General features: G+C 45.3%; 11 protein-coding genes. 5 read left to right on the forward strand and 6 right to left on the reverse strand.

What is annotated here, in order from left to right:
- The first annotated feature begins 244 nt into the window (after positions 1–244).
- A complete protein-coding gene (locus tag QE357_RS02480) occupies positions 245–1,117 on the forward strand; it encodes an aldose 1-epimerase family protein (protein ID WP_309705570.1) in 873 nt (290 codons plus the stop codon).
- A 118-nt stretch (positions 1,118–1,235) separates the two neighbouring features.
- On the opposite strand, the gene QE357_RS02485 is transcribed toward QE357_RS02480, so the two are convergent.
- The 4 genes from QE357_RS02485 to QE357_RS02500 all read right to left on the reverse strand — a co-directional run bounded on the left by QE357_RS02485 (position 1,236) and on the right by QE357_RS02500 (position 8,280).
- Complete coding sequence (locus QE357_RS02485) at positions 1,236–2,294, reverse strand: phytase (protein WP_309705572.1); 1,059 nt, start codon at positions 2,292–2,294, stop codon at positions 1,236–1,238.
- A gap of 62 nt (positions 2,295–2,356) precedes the next feature.
- A complete protein-coding gene (locus QE357_RS02490) occupies positions 2,357–3,613 on the reverse strand; it encodes a right-handed parallel beta-helix repeat-containing protein (RefSeq protein ID WP_309705574.1) in 1,257 nt (418 codons plus the stop codon).
- Between the two features lie 41 nt (positions 3,614–3,654).
- Entirely contained in the window at positions 3,655–6,405 is a 2,751-nt protein-coding gene (locus tag QE357_RS02495; protein WP_309705576.1) for a TonB-dependent receptor domain-containing protein, read from the reverse strand.
- Between the two features lie 270 nt (positions 6,406–6,675).
- Positions 6,676–8,280: a tetratricopeptide repeat protein gene (locus QE357_RS02500; protein ID WP_309705578.1), complete on the reverse strand. Its 1,605-nt coding sequence runs from the start codon at positions 8,278–8,280 to the stop codon at positions 6,676–6,678.
- Positions 8,281–8,531: 251 nt separating this feature from the next.
- On the opposite strand from QE357_RS02500, the gene QE357_RS02505 reads away from it, so the two are divergent.
- Entirely contained in the window at positions 8,532–8,762 is a 231-nt protein-coding gene (locus tag QE357_RS02505; RefSeq protein ID WP_106637293.1) for a hypothetical protein, read from the forward strand.
- A gap of 496 nt (positions 8,763–9,258) precedes the next feature.
- Entirely contained in the window at positions 9,259–9,786 is a 528-nt protein-coding gene (locus tag QE357_RS02510; protein ID WP_106637294.1) for a YfiT family bacillithiol transferase, read from the forward strand.
- Positions 9,787–9,827: 41 nt separating this feature from the next.
- Here the strand turns inward: QE357_RS02510 and QE357_RS02515 are convergent, their stop codons facing one another.
- Positions 9,828–12,338, reverse strand: a complete 2,511-nt coding sequence (locus tag QE357_RS02515; protein WP_309705583.1) for a DUF5686 family protein — start codon at positions 12,336–12,338, stop codon at positions 9,828–9,830.
- Between the two features lie 431 nt (positions 12,339–12,769).
- On the opposite strand from QE357_RS02515, the gene QE357_RS02520 reads away from it, so the two are divergent.
- The gene (locus QE357_RS02520) at positions 12,770–13,849 is read left to right on the forward strand and encodes a Gfo/Idh/MocA family oxidoreductase (protein WP_309705585.1); all 1,080 of its coding nucleotides are present in this window, start codon (positions 12,770–12,772) and stop codon (positions 13,847–13,849) included.
- An 84-nt stretch (positions 13,850–13,933) separates the two neighbouring features.
- Entirely contained in the window at positions 13,934–14,257 is a 324-nt protein-coding gene (locus QE357_RS02525) for a hypothetical protein (RefSeq protein ID WP_309705586.1), read from the forward strand.
- A gap of 323 nt (positions 14,258–14,580) precedes the next feature.
- Here the strand turns inward: QE357_RS02525 and QE357_RS02530 are convergent, their stop codons facing one another.
- Positions 14,581–15,816, reverse strand: coding sequence for a glycoside hydrolase family 28 protein (locus QE357_RS02530; protein WP_309705587.1), 1,236 nt, complete (start codon positions 15,814–15,816; stop codon positions 14,581–14,583).
- Positions 15,817–16,186: the final 370 nt, after the last annotated feature.

The raw sequence follows: 16,186 nt of genomic DNA on the forward strand, positions 1-16,186 counted from the left end.
GAGTTTGGAATTTGAAGTTTAGCGTTGAGGGTTTGGGGTTAATTTAGTTCGGGCAGAGAATGATTTTAAAGAAGAAATAAAACCCCAAAGGTGGATCCGTATGAATAACGTGGACCTAGCCTAGGGTAACGGTTTCAAATTACGAATCATTAATCCCTTCTGAAGCTGTCTTTCTTTTTTCAAAGATTCCGATCAACTTTGGCTGTACTGTGTTTATTACATCAAATACAATTTCAATAGACCTATGACTTATTTCCTCGAAAATGATTATCTCAAAGTAGCCATCCGCCAGAAAGGAGCGGAATTGGTAAGCCTTTATCATAAAGAAACGCATCTGGAATACCTCTGGAGCGGGGATCCCGCTTTCTGGGCCAAACATTCCCCCATTTTATTTCCAATCGTAGGAGCTTTGCAAAACAACGAGTATCACTACGAAGGGAACTCGTACAAGCTAAGCAGACACGGTTTTGCCCGGGATATGGAGTTTGAACTGGAAGCCGAAGGTGAATCTGATCTGACGTTTTTATTGAAGAGTAATGCCGAAACGATGGCGGTTTATCCCTTTGAATTTCGGCTGCGGGTGATCTATACGTTGCGTCAGAATGAATTATCCGTTCAGTACAAGGTAACCAATCACGATTCAAAGGATTTATTTTTCTCCGTGGGTGGACACCCGGCGTTCCGCGTTCCTTTCACAGACGAAACGCAATACACGGATTATTACCTGGAGTTTAATGAAACGGAAGACTTCCATCGTTGGCCGCTGGCCGAAGGGGGCCTGATTGACGTAACCCCCGAACCTGTCGTAGAAAATAGTAACCGCATTGCTTTATCTCATGAGCTTTTTGCGGAAGATGCTTTGGTGTTTAAGCATCTGAAATCTACTTCGGTAACCCTGAAATCAGATCAGGTTCCTTATCAGTTGAAATTTGATTTTGAGGACTTTCCTTACCTCGGCATTTGGGCCGCTCCGAAGGCCCCTTTTGTTTGTATCGAACCCTGGTGCGGTATTGCCGATAGCGTTACACACGATCAGAATTTAGAAACGAAGGAGGGGATTAATCGTCTGGCTGCCGGAGAAGTATTCGAACGCACCTGGAAAGTAACTCTTTCTTAAAAAATGGAGAAGTAAGAGAATCCCAAAAGAATTGAAAATGAATAACTCAGCGTCATGAACCCGGGTTTTCGCAATGGGATGATACAAAAATTGCCAGCCGAGAAGCTGGCAATTTTCATTAAGGGCGTAACTTTAATTCCTTTCCCGCAATGTCCTCCCAGCGGTATAAGTGAAAGGTTCGATCCGTACTCATGACGACAAACAAGCCGTGTTTAAAGTCATTATTCAAAGGCACGGAAACCATTTCCGAGCCATCACTTTCCATGGCCCGCACGTCCACAATTTTAACCAGCTTATGTTCAAAAGGCTTATTCGGCGTTCCTTCGCGGCTGAAAATTTGGAAGCGATTCGCTCCCTGATCCGATACCAGGATATAACCCGTGCTGTCGGTTAGTTCATAAATCGAAATGCCTTCGTGATCGACTTTGAAGTTTTCGGTTGCAAATAAGGCTAACTCTTCATTCCCCTTTTCAGGATCCGCATAGTACTGGCGAACGCCTTTGCCTTCGTCCGAATAATACACATAACCCAGCTTGTCATCCACTACGATGGATTCAATTTCCTTCAGACCGCTATAAGCACCGAATTTCCGAACTAACGTGGCTTTAATTTGGCCCCTTCCGTCATCGTCAAGGCGGTACTGCCAGAGGTAACCTCCCGTAGTAGGACCCGTCTTTCTACCTACAATGGCATAGATTACGCCTGCTTTGTTTTTATACATCGAAATGCCCATTAAATCGCGGTATTCTGGCTGGGTTTCTCCTTCAAAAACTTCGATACCGCCGTTGTCCACGGGTTTCAGGTCGGGTAAAGAAAAAATTCGCAGTTGGTGCGTCATGCGTTCGGTGGTAACGGCAATGTCCGTGGCCTTTCCGTTCAGCATCAAACCGTATTCAATGTCAACGTTATTGGGACGCTTCAGTCCTCCTATTTTTTGCTGAATTTTTCCCTGAAGGTTGAAGACATACAGTCCTCCCTCTACGTCTTTATCCGTCCCGACAATCAGACTTTTGGCCGGGTCCTGAGGGTTAATCCACACGGCCGGGTCATCAGAATCGTGAGCCAGTTTTTCGGTAATGTACAGCGGTTTGACCGCCTGACGGGAAATCGTATTCCGCTGGCAACTGGTGAACAGAGCCAGTCCGGTTAATAATAACGCACTCGTTTTCAGTAACATCCTTTTATATAGATACAAAAAGTCCCCACGAAAGGCCGGCTGACATGGGGACTAGTAATGACTTATTTCGTCCCCAACGCTCCGATGTAAGAACCGGGAGCGGGTGACGTATAGGTTACCCCATTTACACTTAGACCGTTTGCATATAGACGGGTAAAGTCTGTTTTGCCTTTGCCTAACGCTGGAGAGCCCGTTTGTAAGTGAAAATCCCAGGAGGAGTCGTAGCTGGAATTCATGCTGGACGTAGACAGGGGGTAATTCACCAGCTTAGGATCATTTTCTCCAGCTTTCGTACTCAGAATATCATTCGTTCCTTTTACGATTTCGGTTGAAGGCTGAAATTGATCCACGCCCGTCTGCGTGTATCCGTAATAGAAGTTATTTGCAATGACGGAACGGGTATCTTCAGGGGCACCTTTGTCCCGCTTAATACCGAAACGGTCGTTCACCAGTAAGGTATTGTAAACGTCCGCACGAACCGTTTTTTCTAACCAAATAGAACCACCTTTGATGGTTGGACGTCTCCAGCCTGCGTTCACAATCGTGTTGTTGTAAGCCACGATGTAAGCCTGAGGCGTTTTGTCACCCGCGTTGGAAAGCTTCAGAGCATTTGTGTTGGGGCTATAGATGACATTGAAAGCTACCTCAGCCTGTACCCCTGACTTGATGTTAATGGCTTCGCCACCCGACACGCCCGTGGTGTGGAAGGTGTTGTTCATGATTAACACTTTACCACCTTCGAGGTAAAAACCGTCTTCGTTGAAGTGACGAATGGTGCTGTTGGCCACGACAATTTTAGAGCCTGTGTTTGAAGTATATAATACCGGAACGTGCTCACCCGCTTTAGCTTTGTATAACTGAGCCTTAACCGAAGGAGATTCTTCCGTAGTGACAGCTCCACCGTATTCAAGAACAGTGTTTGAAAGGACTAATTCCGTATTGGTGGGGCCGGCAATCAAACCACCCCAAAGATTACCGAAGTTATTAGCCGCCGTTTTCCAGGCATCAGGCACGGTGAATTTTACGGGGTTGGCCGTCGTTCCCATGCTGTAGAGGTTCCCTCTGATGAGGATCTCAGGCTTCACAATCGAATCGCTCATCAGAACGGTTACGCCTTCTTCAATGGTCAGGGATTTGCCTTCGGCAATCTGGAGGTGTCCCGTCACTTTGTAGGTATTCCCTTTTTTCCAAACGCCTTCCACGTTACCGCTTACGCTTTCTTCGGTAGGGGCTGGGGTAACCTGCGTTTTTTCGGAATTTTTGCTACAACTGGTTAAAAAGGCCATTGCCAGACCGGTTGCAATAAACAGTTTGTTCATGATTGTTTCTGGATAATAAAGATTTTGTAAAAGCTTGAATGCTAGAATTTAAAGCGTAAACCAAAGACGTAGCTACGCTGGTAATAATCCCGACGGATGAGGGTTTTGCCCGCTTCGTTTTGATAGGGCAATCCTTCGTTAACTGACTCAGCGTTTTTGATGTACACTTCCAGCGGCGTGTTGAGCAGGTTATTGGCTTTCGCAAAAACGACCCACCGATGACCCATGGCTTTTTCCAGCGAAGCATCCATTTGAATGAAGGCTTTTTGCCAGAGGTCGTTATTGAGGAATTGAGAAACCGTATTAATTCGCTCGCCGGTGTAACTACCCGCTACCTGAGCGTCCCAGCCATCATTTCTGTACAGCACAGTCAGGTTACCAATGTGGGCAGACTGACCATACAGAGGACGCGTTTGGTTGACGTACATAGGTACCAAATCCCCGTTTTCGTCACGGGTTCGGATAAATTTGGCGGAGGTAATTCGGGACAGCGTATAGGTATAATTGGCCTTGATTCCCCACTTGCTGAAGTATTTGATGTAGTCTAGTTCAAGCCCGGCGTTCTGAGCATTCCCGAAGTTACCCGGCGTGTAAAAGATAGACTGCCCACGAACGGGATCCCGTTGTAACGTATACTCGATAGGATTTTGAAGGTATTTGTAGAACAGTCCCACCATGAACTGATCGGTGTGAGTGGGAAAGTGTTCATAACGCAAGTCGATGTTATCCGCAATTGCCCGCTTCAAATCGGGGTTACCCCGCTCCTGATATTCTTCCTGAACGACGTTATAGGGAACGATCTCGAAGAAGCCCGGACGGTTCAGCGAACGGAAGTACGAGGCCCGCCAGTTGGTCTGTCCATTCGGCATGTATTTCAGGTGCAGGCTGGGTAATACATCCGTGTAAATCTGATGACCCGTCGGACGATCTTCTCCCATCTGATTTTTCAGTTCATATCCCTGATCCGTATTCTCTACTCGCACGCCGCCCAGAATTTCCCAGTGTAGAGGCGTTGCCTTGGCCTGTACATAACCCGAAGCTGTTTTCTCGGAAGCATCGTAGGTCATTGCACTACCAACCGAACCTCGCGGGTTCTGAATCGTCCAGTTAATCTGATCGTAGGATGTGAAGTCTTCGCCGTAACGGGCAAACAGGTTGGTGGGACGAAGCTGGTAGTTATTATAGAAATTACTCCGGTTTTTCGTGCGATAGAGCCCACCCGCCTTCCATTCCACGGGCGTTTGACCCAAATGAGAACGATAACTAAAATTCAGGTAAGCCGCCAGATCGGTGTCTGAATTATGCTCCCAGCGACGGTACGCATCCTGCACGGTTGTTTGGGTTTCGATGAAGTTTTTACGTTCGCCTAGTAACGGAACCTGCGTTTGATCGGGCTGTTGGTTCGTTGCCTTCGAATACACTGCTGACCACTGCACCTCAAAAGGATCGCTGATCTGGTGTTTACCCTGCAAGGTGCTCGTCAAAATCTGCTGCTGCGTCAAGCGGCTCCGGGTATCATACCCCAGCGTCGCATTTCCGGCAATCGGATCGTACCCGCCAATGGTTAATTGTGTTGATTTGGTATCCCGAATCTGGCTGTTGTTCAGGTTAATAAAGGCATTATATAAAGAGAGTTTATGTCGATCATTCAGCCGGTAATCCAATTTCGTGTGAACTCCGTAGCGTAACTGCTGCTCGGAATACTGACGCTCGCTTAACTTGGTAAGGGTTACTCCTTTTTGAGTGTTAACGGTTTCAGAGTCAAAAAATAAACTATTACTTCCGCGATAGGTGTTTTGGTAGCTTCCGGCTACGATAACGCCTAGTTTTTGATTTAAAAAGCGGTTACCCCAGGAGAATCCACCCAGTACATTCGGTGGCGGCGACTGCTTTCTATAGGTCGAAGTAACTTTCGAAAAATCGGCTGGCGTGGCATTGTACTGATTACCGTTGCGTTCGTAAGGCGATTTCTTAGTAACGGACTTCCAGTCATAACTCATGAAGGGCCGATCCATGAACAATTCGCTGTAACCCGTCGAAACGTTAGCGGTGAACAAATGTTGATTCGGAGCGTCTTTCATAACCAGATTGACGGCTCCTCCAATCGCGTCGCCTTCCATGCTTGGGGTGAGGGCTTTGTAAACTTCAAGCCGATCCAAAAGATCGGAAGGAAAAATGTCGAGTGGAACGTAGCGGTAGCGGTTATCCGGGCTTGGAATTTTCACGCCATTGACCAGCGTGTAATTATACCGCTTGTCCATCCCCCGAACGATGGCGTACTGACCGTCGCCGTTGCTATTTCGTTCGATGGATACCCCCGAAACCCGTTGGATAACGTTGGCAACGGTAAGGTCGGGAGATAACTGGATGGATCGTCCCGAAACGATATTCATCACCTGATCCGCCGAACGTTCCAGGTGACGGGCGGTTTGATCCGTCGCTCCTTCACGGCCCGTCTTTACGACTACTTCCTGTAAATTTTGTTTGTGGGAAGGTTCTAGGAATGCATCAAGAACAACGGTTTCAGTGCCGGAAATTTTAACTTCTTTAGTAGTAGATTGAAAGGTGATAAAACTGATGGTAACCCGGTAGGTTCCGGCTGGTAAGTTTTTAATCGTATAGCTGCCATCATATCCCGAAAGATCATGATACATCGTATTTTCTACGCGAATAACGGCTCCAGTAACAGGTTCACCGGAAGATAATTCAGAAACTTTCCCTTTAATAGATCCAGCCCAACTGTAAAATGAAATAAGGCTGATAAAAACAATAATACTATAAATCTTTCCCATCGAATGAGTACTGATTGAGTAAGCAAAATCAGCACGAGAATCAGCTCGGTATTCTTACTGATTTTCGTTTGATGGGTCGAAGGTGCAGGATGAAAAATTAGGAGTCAAGGAAATGGAAAGCCGAAAGAAGTTCGGTGACTGAAGCCTCCGTTAGCACGAAAGCAACAGTGTTAACAAAAAGTAGTTAAGCTGTTGATTTTTAAATATTTATACCGTTACAAAACCGCCATTAAGTTTGCGTTATGGCAATATTACCAAAATGTTAAGCCCCTAAATTCCCTGAATAAAGGCTGTGAGGCTTTCACCCGCGGCCAGGTTAAGTTTTTTCCGCAGACGATACCGGGTAACGCGTAAACTGTCCTGCGAGATACCTAATAAAGTGGAAATATCAGATGAAGTCAGATTCATTTTCAATAAGGCTACCAATCGTAAATCAGAAATAGATAATTGATCCGAATGGAGCCTTAACTTTTCAAAAAAAGATTGATGTACCTGCTCAAATGTGCTGCTGAATTCGAGCCAGTATTGATCATGGCTAAAACTATCATTAATCTGCTGAACAATTTTCTTAATCTGCTTTTTGTGATCACGTTTATCGTCTTTTATTAGTTTATCTAAGTTACCTTTCAAATCTTCCAATGCCTGATTTTTCTGAATGATATGTAAAATGTGAGTGGATAATTCTTTCGAACGAATAGCAAGTTCATTCTTTAACTGCTCTTCCTGCAACTGCTGATTCCGTAACTTCGATTGCATGAGTTCCCGCTGCGTTTCGTATACCAATTGATTTTGTCGACTGAGGGTCTGCTCATTTCGAACTTTCATTTTTTGCCGATTGTAAGCCAGGCTCACCAAACCAATCAGTAGCAAAAGACCGATAATTACCGCGATGGTCATGAGTTGGTTGAACTGACGTTCATTAGTCAGTCGCTCAATCTCATTATTCTTCTTTTCCGTATCGAAAAGCGTTTGGGTCAGGGCCAGTTGCTGGCTACTTTCGAGTGAATAAATTTCGGCTTCGTAAGCCCGACTCAAGGATACGTAATGGTAGGCACTGTCGTTCAGACCCATCAGGTGATAGGCTTTTCCAATGTCATTGGTCGAACCACTCAGGTAATGGCGTTCATGCGTTTGCAGGCCTAGTTCGTAGGCTTTTCGGCTATAAATTAGGCTTTTCTGAAAGTGACCCGTTTTGCGAAGAATGTCGCCGAGGTTATTATAGATTTCAATGCGGAGTAGCGAATCTTTCGTCTGAAGATTAACTTTTAGTGCCCGCTGAAAGTTAACCTGGGCCGAGTCGTAGCGTTCAAGATCCTCAAAAATGCTCCCCATGTTTTCGTAAATCTTGGCCGTTCCCTCCCGATTGTGAGCGGAGAGATACTGATGGAGTGCCTGCTGCTGATAATAAAAAGCACTGTCGTAGAGTTGTCTTTTTTCGTACAAATGCCCGATGTTTCCGTAGGTAGTCGCTATACCCGAGGCATCCGATACTGTTTTGAAAAGTAGTAAGGCCTGTTCGTATTGAAGTCGGGCCTGCTGGGGTTGCTTGCTGTAGTAGTAAAGTTCACCGAGTGCATTATGATTTTCAGCGAGCCATTTCTTTTCTCCCAACTGCTCTAGTTTTTGACCTGCCTGAGCATAATAACTGAGCGACTGCGGGTATTGCCCGGCGTGAAAATAAAGTCGTCCGAGCGATTGAAGTGCCTTCGCTGCTACCAGTGGTTTTTCGGACTGAAGAGCTATTGCATATTCTTCCTTCGCCTGGATGAATGTTGAGTCTGATCGGCCTTGATTTGAACGTATATTTTGTCCAAATCCTGAACCATAAGACAACAAAATTAGTAATAAGCCGCTACGCCAAAGGGCTGAAATCATGGTTCATAGGGATCGTTTGAATCTGGAAGTTAAGACTTTTGAATGGCCGTAGAGATTAACAAATTGTTAAGGGATGGAATGCTGGGCGAATAAGAAGTATATTCAAAAAAGAGTAAATCAGAGATTTTTGAATCAAATACAAAGAATTTGTCTATTTTATTTGTATTTGTTAATTCTAGTTGCCATTTTTGATACACGATATGAGTAAAAAATAAAGTCAATCGTTTCCGCCTATTCCAAACGCCACGATTATGCAGAAGAACTTGGTTCGTAGCAAGGAAGATTACCTTCGCCACATTTTATCGACCAGCTTGCAGCACGAGGAAGAAAGCCCAGGGTGTTCGGTACCCGAATGGTTACCCATTCCTAAACCGGAACAGTATCCCTGTATCGCCATCACCTCCGATCCGGTTCGGGAGGGAACGGCTTTATTCTTCGAAGTAGAGCTGATTTACTTTACTGATTTTCTGAATCAGAATTAATAGGCATTAACCTTTACCTAAGAGCATTTCCCGTACGAAGCCACCATGATCGCAGCCCGTGTTTCTGATGAGACACGGGCTAATTTTTATTTTAACATGGTTTCCTGCAGCCGCTTGGCTGAGCGACTACTGCGGAGTGGGCGAAGGAACTAGTGCTAAGGCTGCCAGCGTGGCCCGACCAGCTTTTTCGCTGGCAGTCTTAAGATAAACTCACTAACTGTCATCCAGAGCGAAGCGAAGGACCTTACTTAGCTTCGTGAAGGCTTCTTGAAGGCAAGCTGTAAACTTCCGCAGTCACTCGGCAGAGCCAAACGACTACGGAGCGGAGTATGATCTGGATTTGTTTGAGTCCTTTGACAATAATTTGCGAAGGTTTGATAAGTTTGAATTTATTTGAACGTGGCTTCCTTGATAAAGGATGTGCCGACAAAATCAGATGAATCTGATCAAGTTACTTTAAACCTGACCAAACGAATTCAAACCCCAAATTCAATACATGCAAGACTTACGCTATCCTATTGGCCTGTTCGTTTACGAAGGCCCTTACTCGCCTGAGCAACGAAGCGAGTTAATCAAGTCCATCCTTCACGTACCGAGTCAATATCGTCAAGCTTTGGAAGGTTTATCGGAACAGCAACTGAATATGCCTTACCGTGAAGGCGGCTGGACGGTTCGGCAAGTGGTGCATCACGTAGCGGATAGTCACATGAACGGCTATGTTCGTACAAAATTGGCTTTGACCGAAGCCAATCCAAGCATCAAGCCTTATGAAGAAGCCCGTTGGGCCGATCTGGGCGATACTTTCGAAACACCACTGGACGTTTCGCTGTCGCTGCTGGAAGCCTTACACGTTCGCTGGGTCAATGTATTCAAAACCATGCAGGAGGCTGATTATCAGAAGACCTTCTTTCATCCCGGCTCACAGCAAAGCGTAACGCTGGACTATCAGTTGGGTAATTACGACTGGCATGGCCGACATCATCTGGCTCATGTTACCCGTCTGAAAGAGCGGATGGGCTGGTAATAAATAAACCGGGGCGGATCAATTGACCCGCCCCGGTTTCTTTAAAAACCAAAATGAGCACTGGCTTTAATCGCAAAATTCTGCGAACGGGTATCCCGGTAGGTTAATCGGTGGAGGGCCGTTATCTTGATGAATTTGAAGATATTGTCAATGCCGTACCCAATTTCCATGTAAGGGATGCTTGGATCCAGAGAGCCATAGTCATAGTGCGTACGGGATGGAAGTTTATGGTGATCGATGAATTCGTGGTTTTGAAGACTTTGCTGACCCACTAAGGCATTGAAAAGCATAAAACTTCTCAGTTTTAACTTCTGGATGACCGGAATACGGTTGGTGAGAAGCCCTTCGAAGGAATGGTTAAACTGTAGAGAAACATAGCGATCGGAGACGAATTCAAAAAAGTCCATCAGGTTAAAGGCATTCCGGTTGAACAGCCAGGTTGGATTACCCAAATGAGGAAATAGCAACATGGGAGGGACAACCGATGGCGTATAACCCATCGAAAAGGAGTAATTAGATCGTCCCCATAATCCCATTTGTAATGTCTGGTAGGCTGATAACTGGAAGCGGTGGTAATTAAAATTGCCATGCACTAAGCCCGCAAAACCCCTTACGTACCGGAACGAAATCACTGGAATTCGTTTGGTGCCCAGTGTGATCCGTTCGTTGCCATCCATTAAGTATTGCTCATTTTTGGCATAACGGGCTTCCAGGGTAACAAAGGTATCGTAGAAGTTGGTTTGGCGGGGTGAATTTTCACCCAGATGCGGGGCAGTTTTATAGAAGAAAGGAAATTGTGGCTCGTACTTACGATTGTCTATGGAACCCGAAAGCGTAAGGTTACGAATAACATCGGACTTGAAAAAGAGCTCATAATCGGTTTGCATATAAGAGCCACGGACTTTCCCAAAACGCGTAAATGCATAAAACAGCTTGTTATCGCCAATTTTATCAGGCGTTAAACCGATGCGTTCAAGGTCGTGGTAATAGCGAATTCCGGCAACGGTCCATCTTTTTCGTGAGAACAGATAGTTCACCTCTCCGCTATACTTAAATCGCTGATCGAGCGTACCGTAGGCCAGATGGCCGCGTAAAATCCAGTGCTTACTGAAATCAGAATTGGTGCGGACGCCCATTCGTAACCGCAGGCCTTCAATTCGGTTCCAGGCAGCGGAATACAGGTAAGGGCCAAATTCCACGTAAGGATACTTTTTCCAGCCCGTGGAAATAAGCTCTGCTACATCCACATACGTTCGGACGATGGGCAGATTCTGAAGGGTATCAATCAGTTTTCTGGCGAGGAGATCCTCCGAACTAAGGTTTTCGGGGCGGATTTTGGCCCAGAATTCAGGCGTCACTTCCTTGAAATCTTCGGCTACTTCCAGATTTGGATTGTAGAAACTGAGCGGATGTTTCTTATTAAGGACAAAATCCTGATTGTACAGATCAAACTTAGCCAGCATCCCCGCGGATTTATTGGTAAGCTGAGCAACGTCAATCATAAAGCGGGTTTTGTTGGGTAACCACGTGGAGTCAGCCCCGTTAACCACCATCGTTAATTCCTGATCTATTTTTAATTTGTCAATAAAATTCAGGTTAGCTTCTTTGCCAATGGTAGCTTCCACTTCCCGCAAGGCATAACGTGTAGTATCAATGTAGATCTTCCCCGTGAAGGCCAGGTCAGAGCTGCGTCGGGGTTTGAACTCAATGGCGTAGCATACTTCATTACCCACCGCCAGGGTATCTTCCAGATAAAAGTCATACGTACTTTTCCAGTGTTCACCCATGGGGGAAAGCAAGTCCTTTCCTAAAAACGTAATGTAGTTATGTGTGAAATTTAAACTCTGAAGAAAGCTCCCGCCGGTGATTTGTGAAATGAAATTTCCGTCCTTAACACCTACCCCTTTCGTAGCTGTTTTAAGGATATGTTCTTTGCGTAACTCCGGCGAATGCAGGTAGTAAAAACGTGAAAAAGTTTCGGAAACAAACATGGGTAAGATGGGCTGACCGTCCTCGCCTGCCAGAAACTCGGCTTGCTCAATTGCCTCAGTCATCTTGCGGACTATTCTACGCTTACGAAACTTCTCGGAGACATTGTCTACATCCAGTTCGATTTTGGTGTAACTGGTATACTCATAAGCTTCAACGGGTTGCCGATGTTTGAACTGACTACGAGCGTTTCGAATGATGGCGTAGGCCGGATTTTCGCCAGCATGAATCACTACTTCTCTTAACTGAGCCGTGCCGGGTTCTAACTGAATATTAATCTCCTGTTCGGTTACCTGAGTTTGTAAAGCTTTCGAACGCATGCGATAGCCGATGTTCGTGGCAATCAGAGAATCACTCAACTGACTGGTTTTGAATGAATAGTAGCCTTCAAAATTGGTAGTTGTACCAATGGCTTTCCCTCGTAGGGCCACATTGGCAAAAGGAATAGGTTCTCCCGAAGAGGCGTCTGTAACCCGACCTTTGATGAGGTACTGCCCAAAAGCAACGGAGGGTACGCAGAAGGCACACAGAATGAATATTCCTTTTGAGAATAAAGAAAACATAAACTCTGATTGATAAAGTAATGGGGTGTCTTATATAGGTAATTTTGACTAAAAATACACTATATAAATGAGCAGCCAATTTACTGATAAATTAACTTGAATGTAGATTTTTAACATTAATTGACAATTAAATACTACCAAGTAGTAGGATTAGGAGGTATGTATTTTATTACGTTTAGCGGATGTATTTCTAAGAATTTTTACTCTTATTCTGCTCAAATAGCTTAGATAGGCAGGGTATAATTAAGACTTTAAAAAATATACGATTTATAGCTTGAATGAATGAGTCGACCCATTAAAATTCGATTGAAAAATCGAGAGCGAAGTGGTGCCTTTAAGGAAGGCTTTGCGGAGGAATATTAGCTTAATCTCGCAGAATTAAGTAACTAGCCGAACCTATTAGACGAAGTAATCAAACTCCTCTGAACACTATGAAAAAATTCCTCTTCCTGGGCTTGCTAGTTCTAACCAGCACTATTGCGATAGCTCAGAAACCCGTTCGCGTGGCCGTAGCGGGTATTACCCACGGACACGTGCCCTGGATTTTGGGTCGAAAACCTGTGGGCGATATTGAACTCGTCGGTATTGCTGAAAGTAATCAGGAGTTATCTCAGCGGTACGCTTCCCGGTATAAGCTCGACCCGAAGCTGTTTTATAAAGACCTGACAACTATGCTCGATCAGACGAAGCCCGAAGCGGTGGTAGCCTTTGGGTCGATTTATGAACATAAAGCAGTTGTGGAAGCCTGTGCTCCGCGAGGTATTCATGTCATGGTAGAGAAACCGCTTTCAACGAACGTGAAAGATGCTGAGCGAATGGCAGAGTTAGCCAGGAAACATCACACCTTACTACTCACTAATTACGAAACCTCGTGGTACCCAAGCATTGAGAAAACGTATCAACTAGTGATGGACAGCACAGCGGTTGGAAAATTCAAAAAAATGGTGGTGCATACGGGGCACGAAGGGCCCAAAGAAATCAATGTTAATCCAGAGTTTTTTGAATGGCTAACCGACCCCGTGCAAAACGGCGGTGGGGCCCTCATTGATTTTGGTTGTTATGGAGCCAATTTGATGACTTACTTCATGAAGAATGAAAAGCCGCTTTCGGTAACAGCCGTTACGCATCAATTCAAACCTCATATGTATCCCAAAGTAGACGACGATGCCACCATTGTGATTGAATACCCCCATGCCCAATGCATCGTGCAGGCCTCCTGGAACTGGCCGTATAGCCGTAAAGATTTAGAAGTATACGGCGATGGTGGGTATGTAATTACCGAAAATCAGGAGAAATATAAAGTTAGAAGTGGTAAAAAGAAGGAGGAAAAACGGAATATTACCAAGCAGGAACTACCCGTTTACGACGATCCTTTCGCCTATTTTGCGGACTTAATTCGCGGCAAAATAAAGCCTCATCCCTTGTATTCGCTGGAGAATAATCTCATAGTCGTACGCATTCTGGAAGCCGCCCGGGAATCGGCCAAGACAGGGAAGATGGTGAAGTTATAATCTGTTCCAAGTGTGAAGATCAAAGAGCATACCAAGTTGGGTGTTCTTCGGAACAGTTAGATTATTTATTAAAAAACTATAACGATGAAAGGGAAGAAGTCTGAACTCACGGGTCACTTGGATATCATTATTATTGATAATCAAGATGACGAAGAAGGTAAAATAACAGAAAAGAGAGAGGTTTTAATTCACGGTGATCCTGAGGGTTTGAAATCACTTGCCCGCTTATTAATTCACTTGGCTGAAATGAATCAAGAAACAATGCATAACCTACCCGTAGGTGCTAGAGAACATTTCCATTTAAGGCCTAATATTGAACTGAGTAAAAGTTCATTTGAAGTGATAGTTGGACGGTTAGATGCCAAAGGAACAGGAAGTTTCTACCCTAGGTACATTTCGAAAGATTAACAACTTTGTAAACTACTATTAAGACAAAGGTCTAAATGATACTATGGAATAGTAACATTTGGAATGAATGTTCTAAACAATATGGCCCGCTGGTGCGAGACTCTATCTCGTTCCTACCCTAAAGGCAGGTAGGAACCTGCCTTTAGGGTAGGAACCTGCTGTATATAAGTTTTCTATCGCAGACGCTTTCCTCAGGCATCCGCGACACAGTCGCGGACGAACAGTATAATTCCGCTGTTTTGAGTAATGTCACTAACAATGCTTATAAGAATTTAGGCACATACATGGCTGACCATTTCAGCCGAATAGCAGATGAAAACCACTCAAAAGCCAGTGCCGGTTGCGTTTTGGGCAATAACAGAGGGTCCGCTGCTGACCTCAATATGGTAGGCATTCATTGCTACATTGCGGGCATTTTGTAGAACTAATCCCGTACGGGCGTTGATGTGCAGGTTTGACAACGTCAGGTTCTGAAGCAGGCTGTTCGTCAATCCCACCAGACTACCCGCGTTTTTGGCACCCGTTACCGTCAATTGGTCAATAGTTAGGCCTGATACCGATGGTATATCATTGGGATACCCATTATTACTGTTGAGTGAATACGCCAGGTCGATAATCAGCGGACTGGGCACGTCGGTCATGGTAATCTGCTTATAAGACAGGTTCTGAATAGACCCACCGAGTCCTGACTGCGATTTAATGCGGATACCATTGGTCGTTCCGTTAAACGTACAATTCGTCACTGACACACCCGTTACGCCGCTAGAGGTTTCACTACCTATTGACAAACCGTGTCCATGCAGAAACTGACAATTTCGAATCTGAATGTCCTGACAGGGCTGGATGATCTGCCCATTGCTGCGTCCACCTTTGATGGCAATATTATCGTCACCATTGTCAATGGTACAGTGCTGAATCAGCACGTGTGTGCAGTTAGCCGGGTCGATGCCGTCTGTATTGGGTGAGTCAGGCGGAGCGGTGATGGTCAGATTCTGAATCGTCACATACCGACACTGGCTAGCAACCAGGTGAAATGACGGTGAATTAATGAGCGTGAGTCCATCAATCAATAGGTTTGTAGAGCGGGTTATGTAAATCAGGCGGGGGCGGCTGAGGGTTTTACCACTGTCCCGAAACCGTTGCCACCAGATGGCCCCGTTCCCGTCGATGGTGCCTTGTCCTTTCAGGCTCACATCGGTCAATGAATCACCATTGATCAGGTTGGGGAGTTTACTGGTGTAGTCAGCAGCGTTGGTGCTGGCCAGCAGCGTGGCCCCAGATTCCAGTTGCAGAGTTACCCGGCTACGTAGAATGATGGGACTGATCAGATACTTTCCGGCGGGCAAAATCAGCGTACCGCCCCCGGTTGCTCCGCAGGAGTCAATGGCCCGTTGTAGGGGCTTAGCCTGGTCGGTAACGCCATCGGCTAGCAACTGGAGGGTTACCGATGGGTTCGTGGGATGGGGCTGATCCTGCGGCCTACAGGCCAATAATACTCCTAACAGACTACTAATGATGAGCGTGGGAAACAGGGCAATTAAACTGTTTCGGTTGTTCATTACTATTTGCTTTTGAATCCTTCGCAGTGCCCTTATCTAACAAGGGAAGTAGATAGGGCACGTTTGATGATCGTTCCTCAGGTCGTGGTATGACTCATCAGCTAGTCATTGGTTTAGTAACCATGAACACAGATTTAGAGGGGATGCATTGCTGACAAAAAAGCAAAGAGGAGTTATTAATATTTGGATGACTTTAGACGGGTCCGAGTATTCATCTCGAAGAGTATTCCATGCCAGGTATCACTCGACATGGTAGATGCATTCAGTTACCAGTTGTAAACGCTCACGGCTCTAAAATTTAAGGGGCTCCTATTTAGAGTTAATACTTGAATTAGATCGGATGTTATAGAGACAGTTTTTAAATTTATCT

Origin of the sequence: Siphonobacter sp. SORGH_AS_0500 (assembly GCF_031453245.1) — a bacterium.
Classification (GTDB): domain Bacteria; phylum Bacteroidota; class Bacteroidia; order Cytophagales; family Spirosomataceae; genus Siphonobacter.

What these genes read in the sequence shown, in the direction of transcription:
- QE357_RS02480 (WP_309705570.1), top strand. Translation starts at nt 245, where the DNA reads ATGACTTATTTCCTCGAAAATGATTATCTCAAAGTAGCCATCCGCCAG.
- QE357_RS02485 (WP_309705572.1), bottom strand. Translation starts at nt 2,294, where the DNA reads ATGTTACTGAAAACGAGTGCGTTATTATTAACCGGACTGGCTCTGTTC.
- QE357_RS02490 (WP_309705574.1), bottom strand. Translation starts at nt 3,613, where the DNA reads ATGAACAAACTGTTTATTGCAACCGGTCTGGCAATGGCCTTTTTAACC.
- QE357_RS02495 (WP_309705576.1), bottom strand. Translation starts at nt 6,405, where the DNA reads ATGGGAAAGATTTATAGTATTATTGTTTTTATCAGCCTTATTTCATTT.
- QE357_RS02500 (WP_309705578.1), bottom strand. Translation starts at nt 8,280, where the DNA reads ATGATTTCAGCCCTTTGGCGTAGCGGCTTATTACTAATTTTGTTGTCT.
- QE357_RS02505 (WP_106637293.1), top strand. Translation starts at nt 8,532, where the DNA reads ATGCAGAAGAACTTGGTTCGTAGCAAGGAAGATTACCTTCGCCACATT.
- QE357_RS02510 (WP_106637294.1), top strand. Translation starts at nt 9,259, where the DNA reads ATGCAAGACTTACGCTATCCTATTGGCCTGTTCGTTTACGAAGGCCCT.
- QE357_RS02515 (WP_309705583.1), bottom strand. Translation starts at nt 12,338, where the DNA reads ATGTTTTCTTTATTCTCAAAAGGAATATTCATTCTGTGTGCCTTCTGC.
- QE357_RS02520 (WP_309705585.1), top strand. Translation starts at nt 12,770, where the DNA reads ATGAAAAAATTCCTCTTCCTGGGCTTGCTAGTTCTAACCAGCACTATT.
- QE357_RS02525 (WP_309705586.1), top strand. Translation starts at nt 13,934, where the DNA reads ATGAAAGGGAAGAAGTCTGAACTCACGGGTCACTTGGATATCATTATT.
- QE357_RS02530 (WP_309705587.1), bottom strand. Translation starts at nt 15,816, where the DNA reads ATGAACAACCGAAACAGTTTAATTGCCCTGTTTCCCACGCTCATCATT.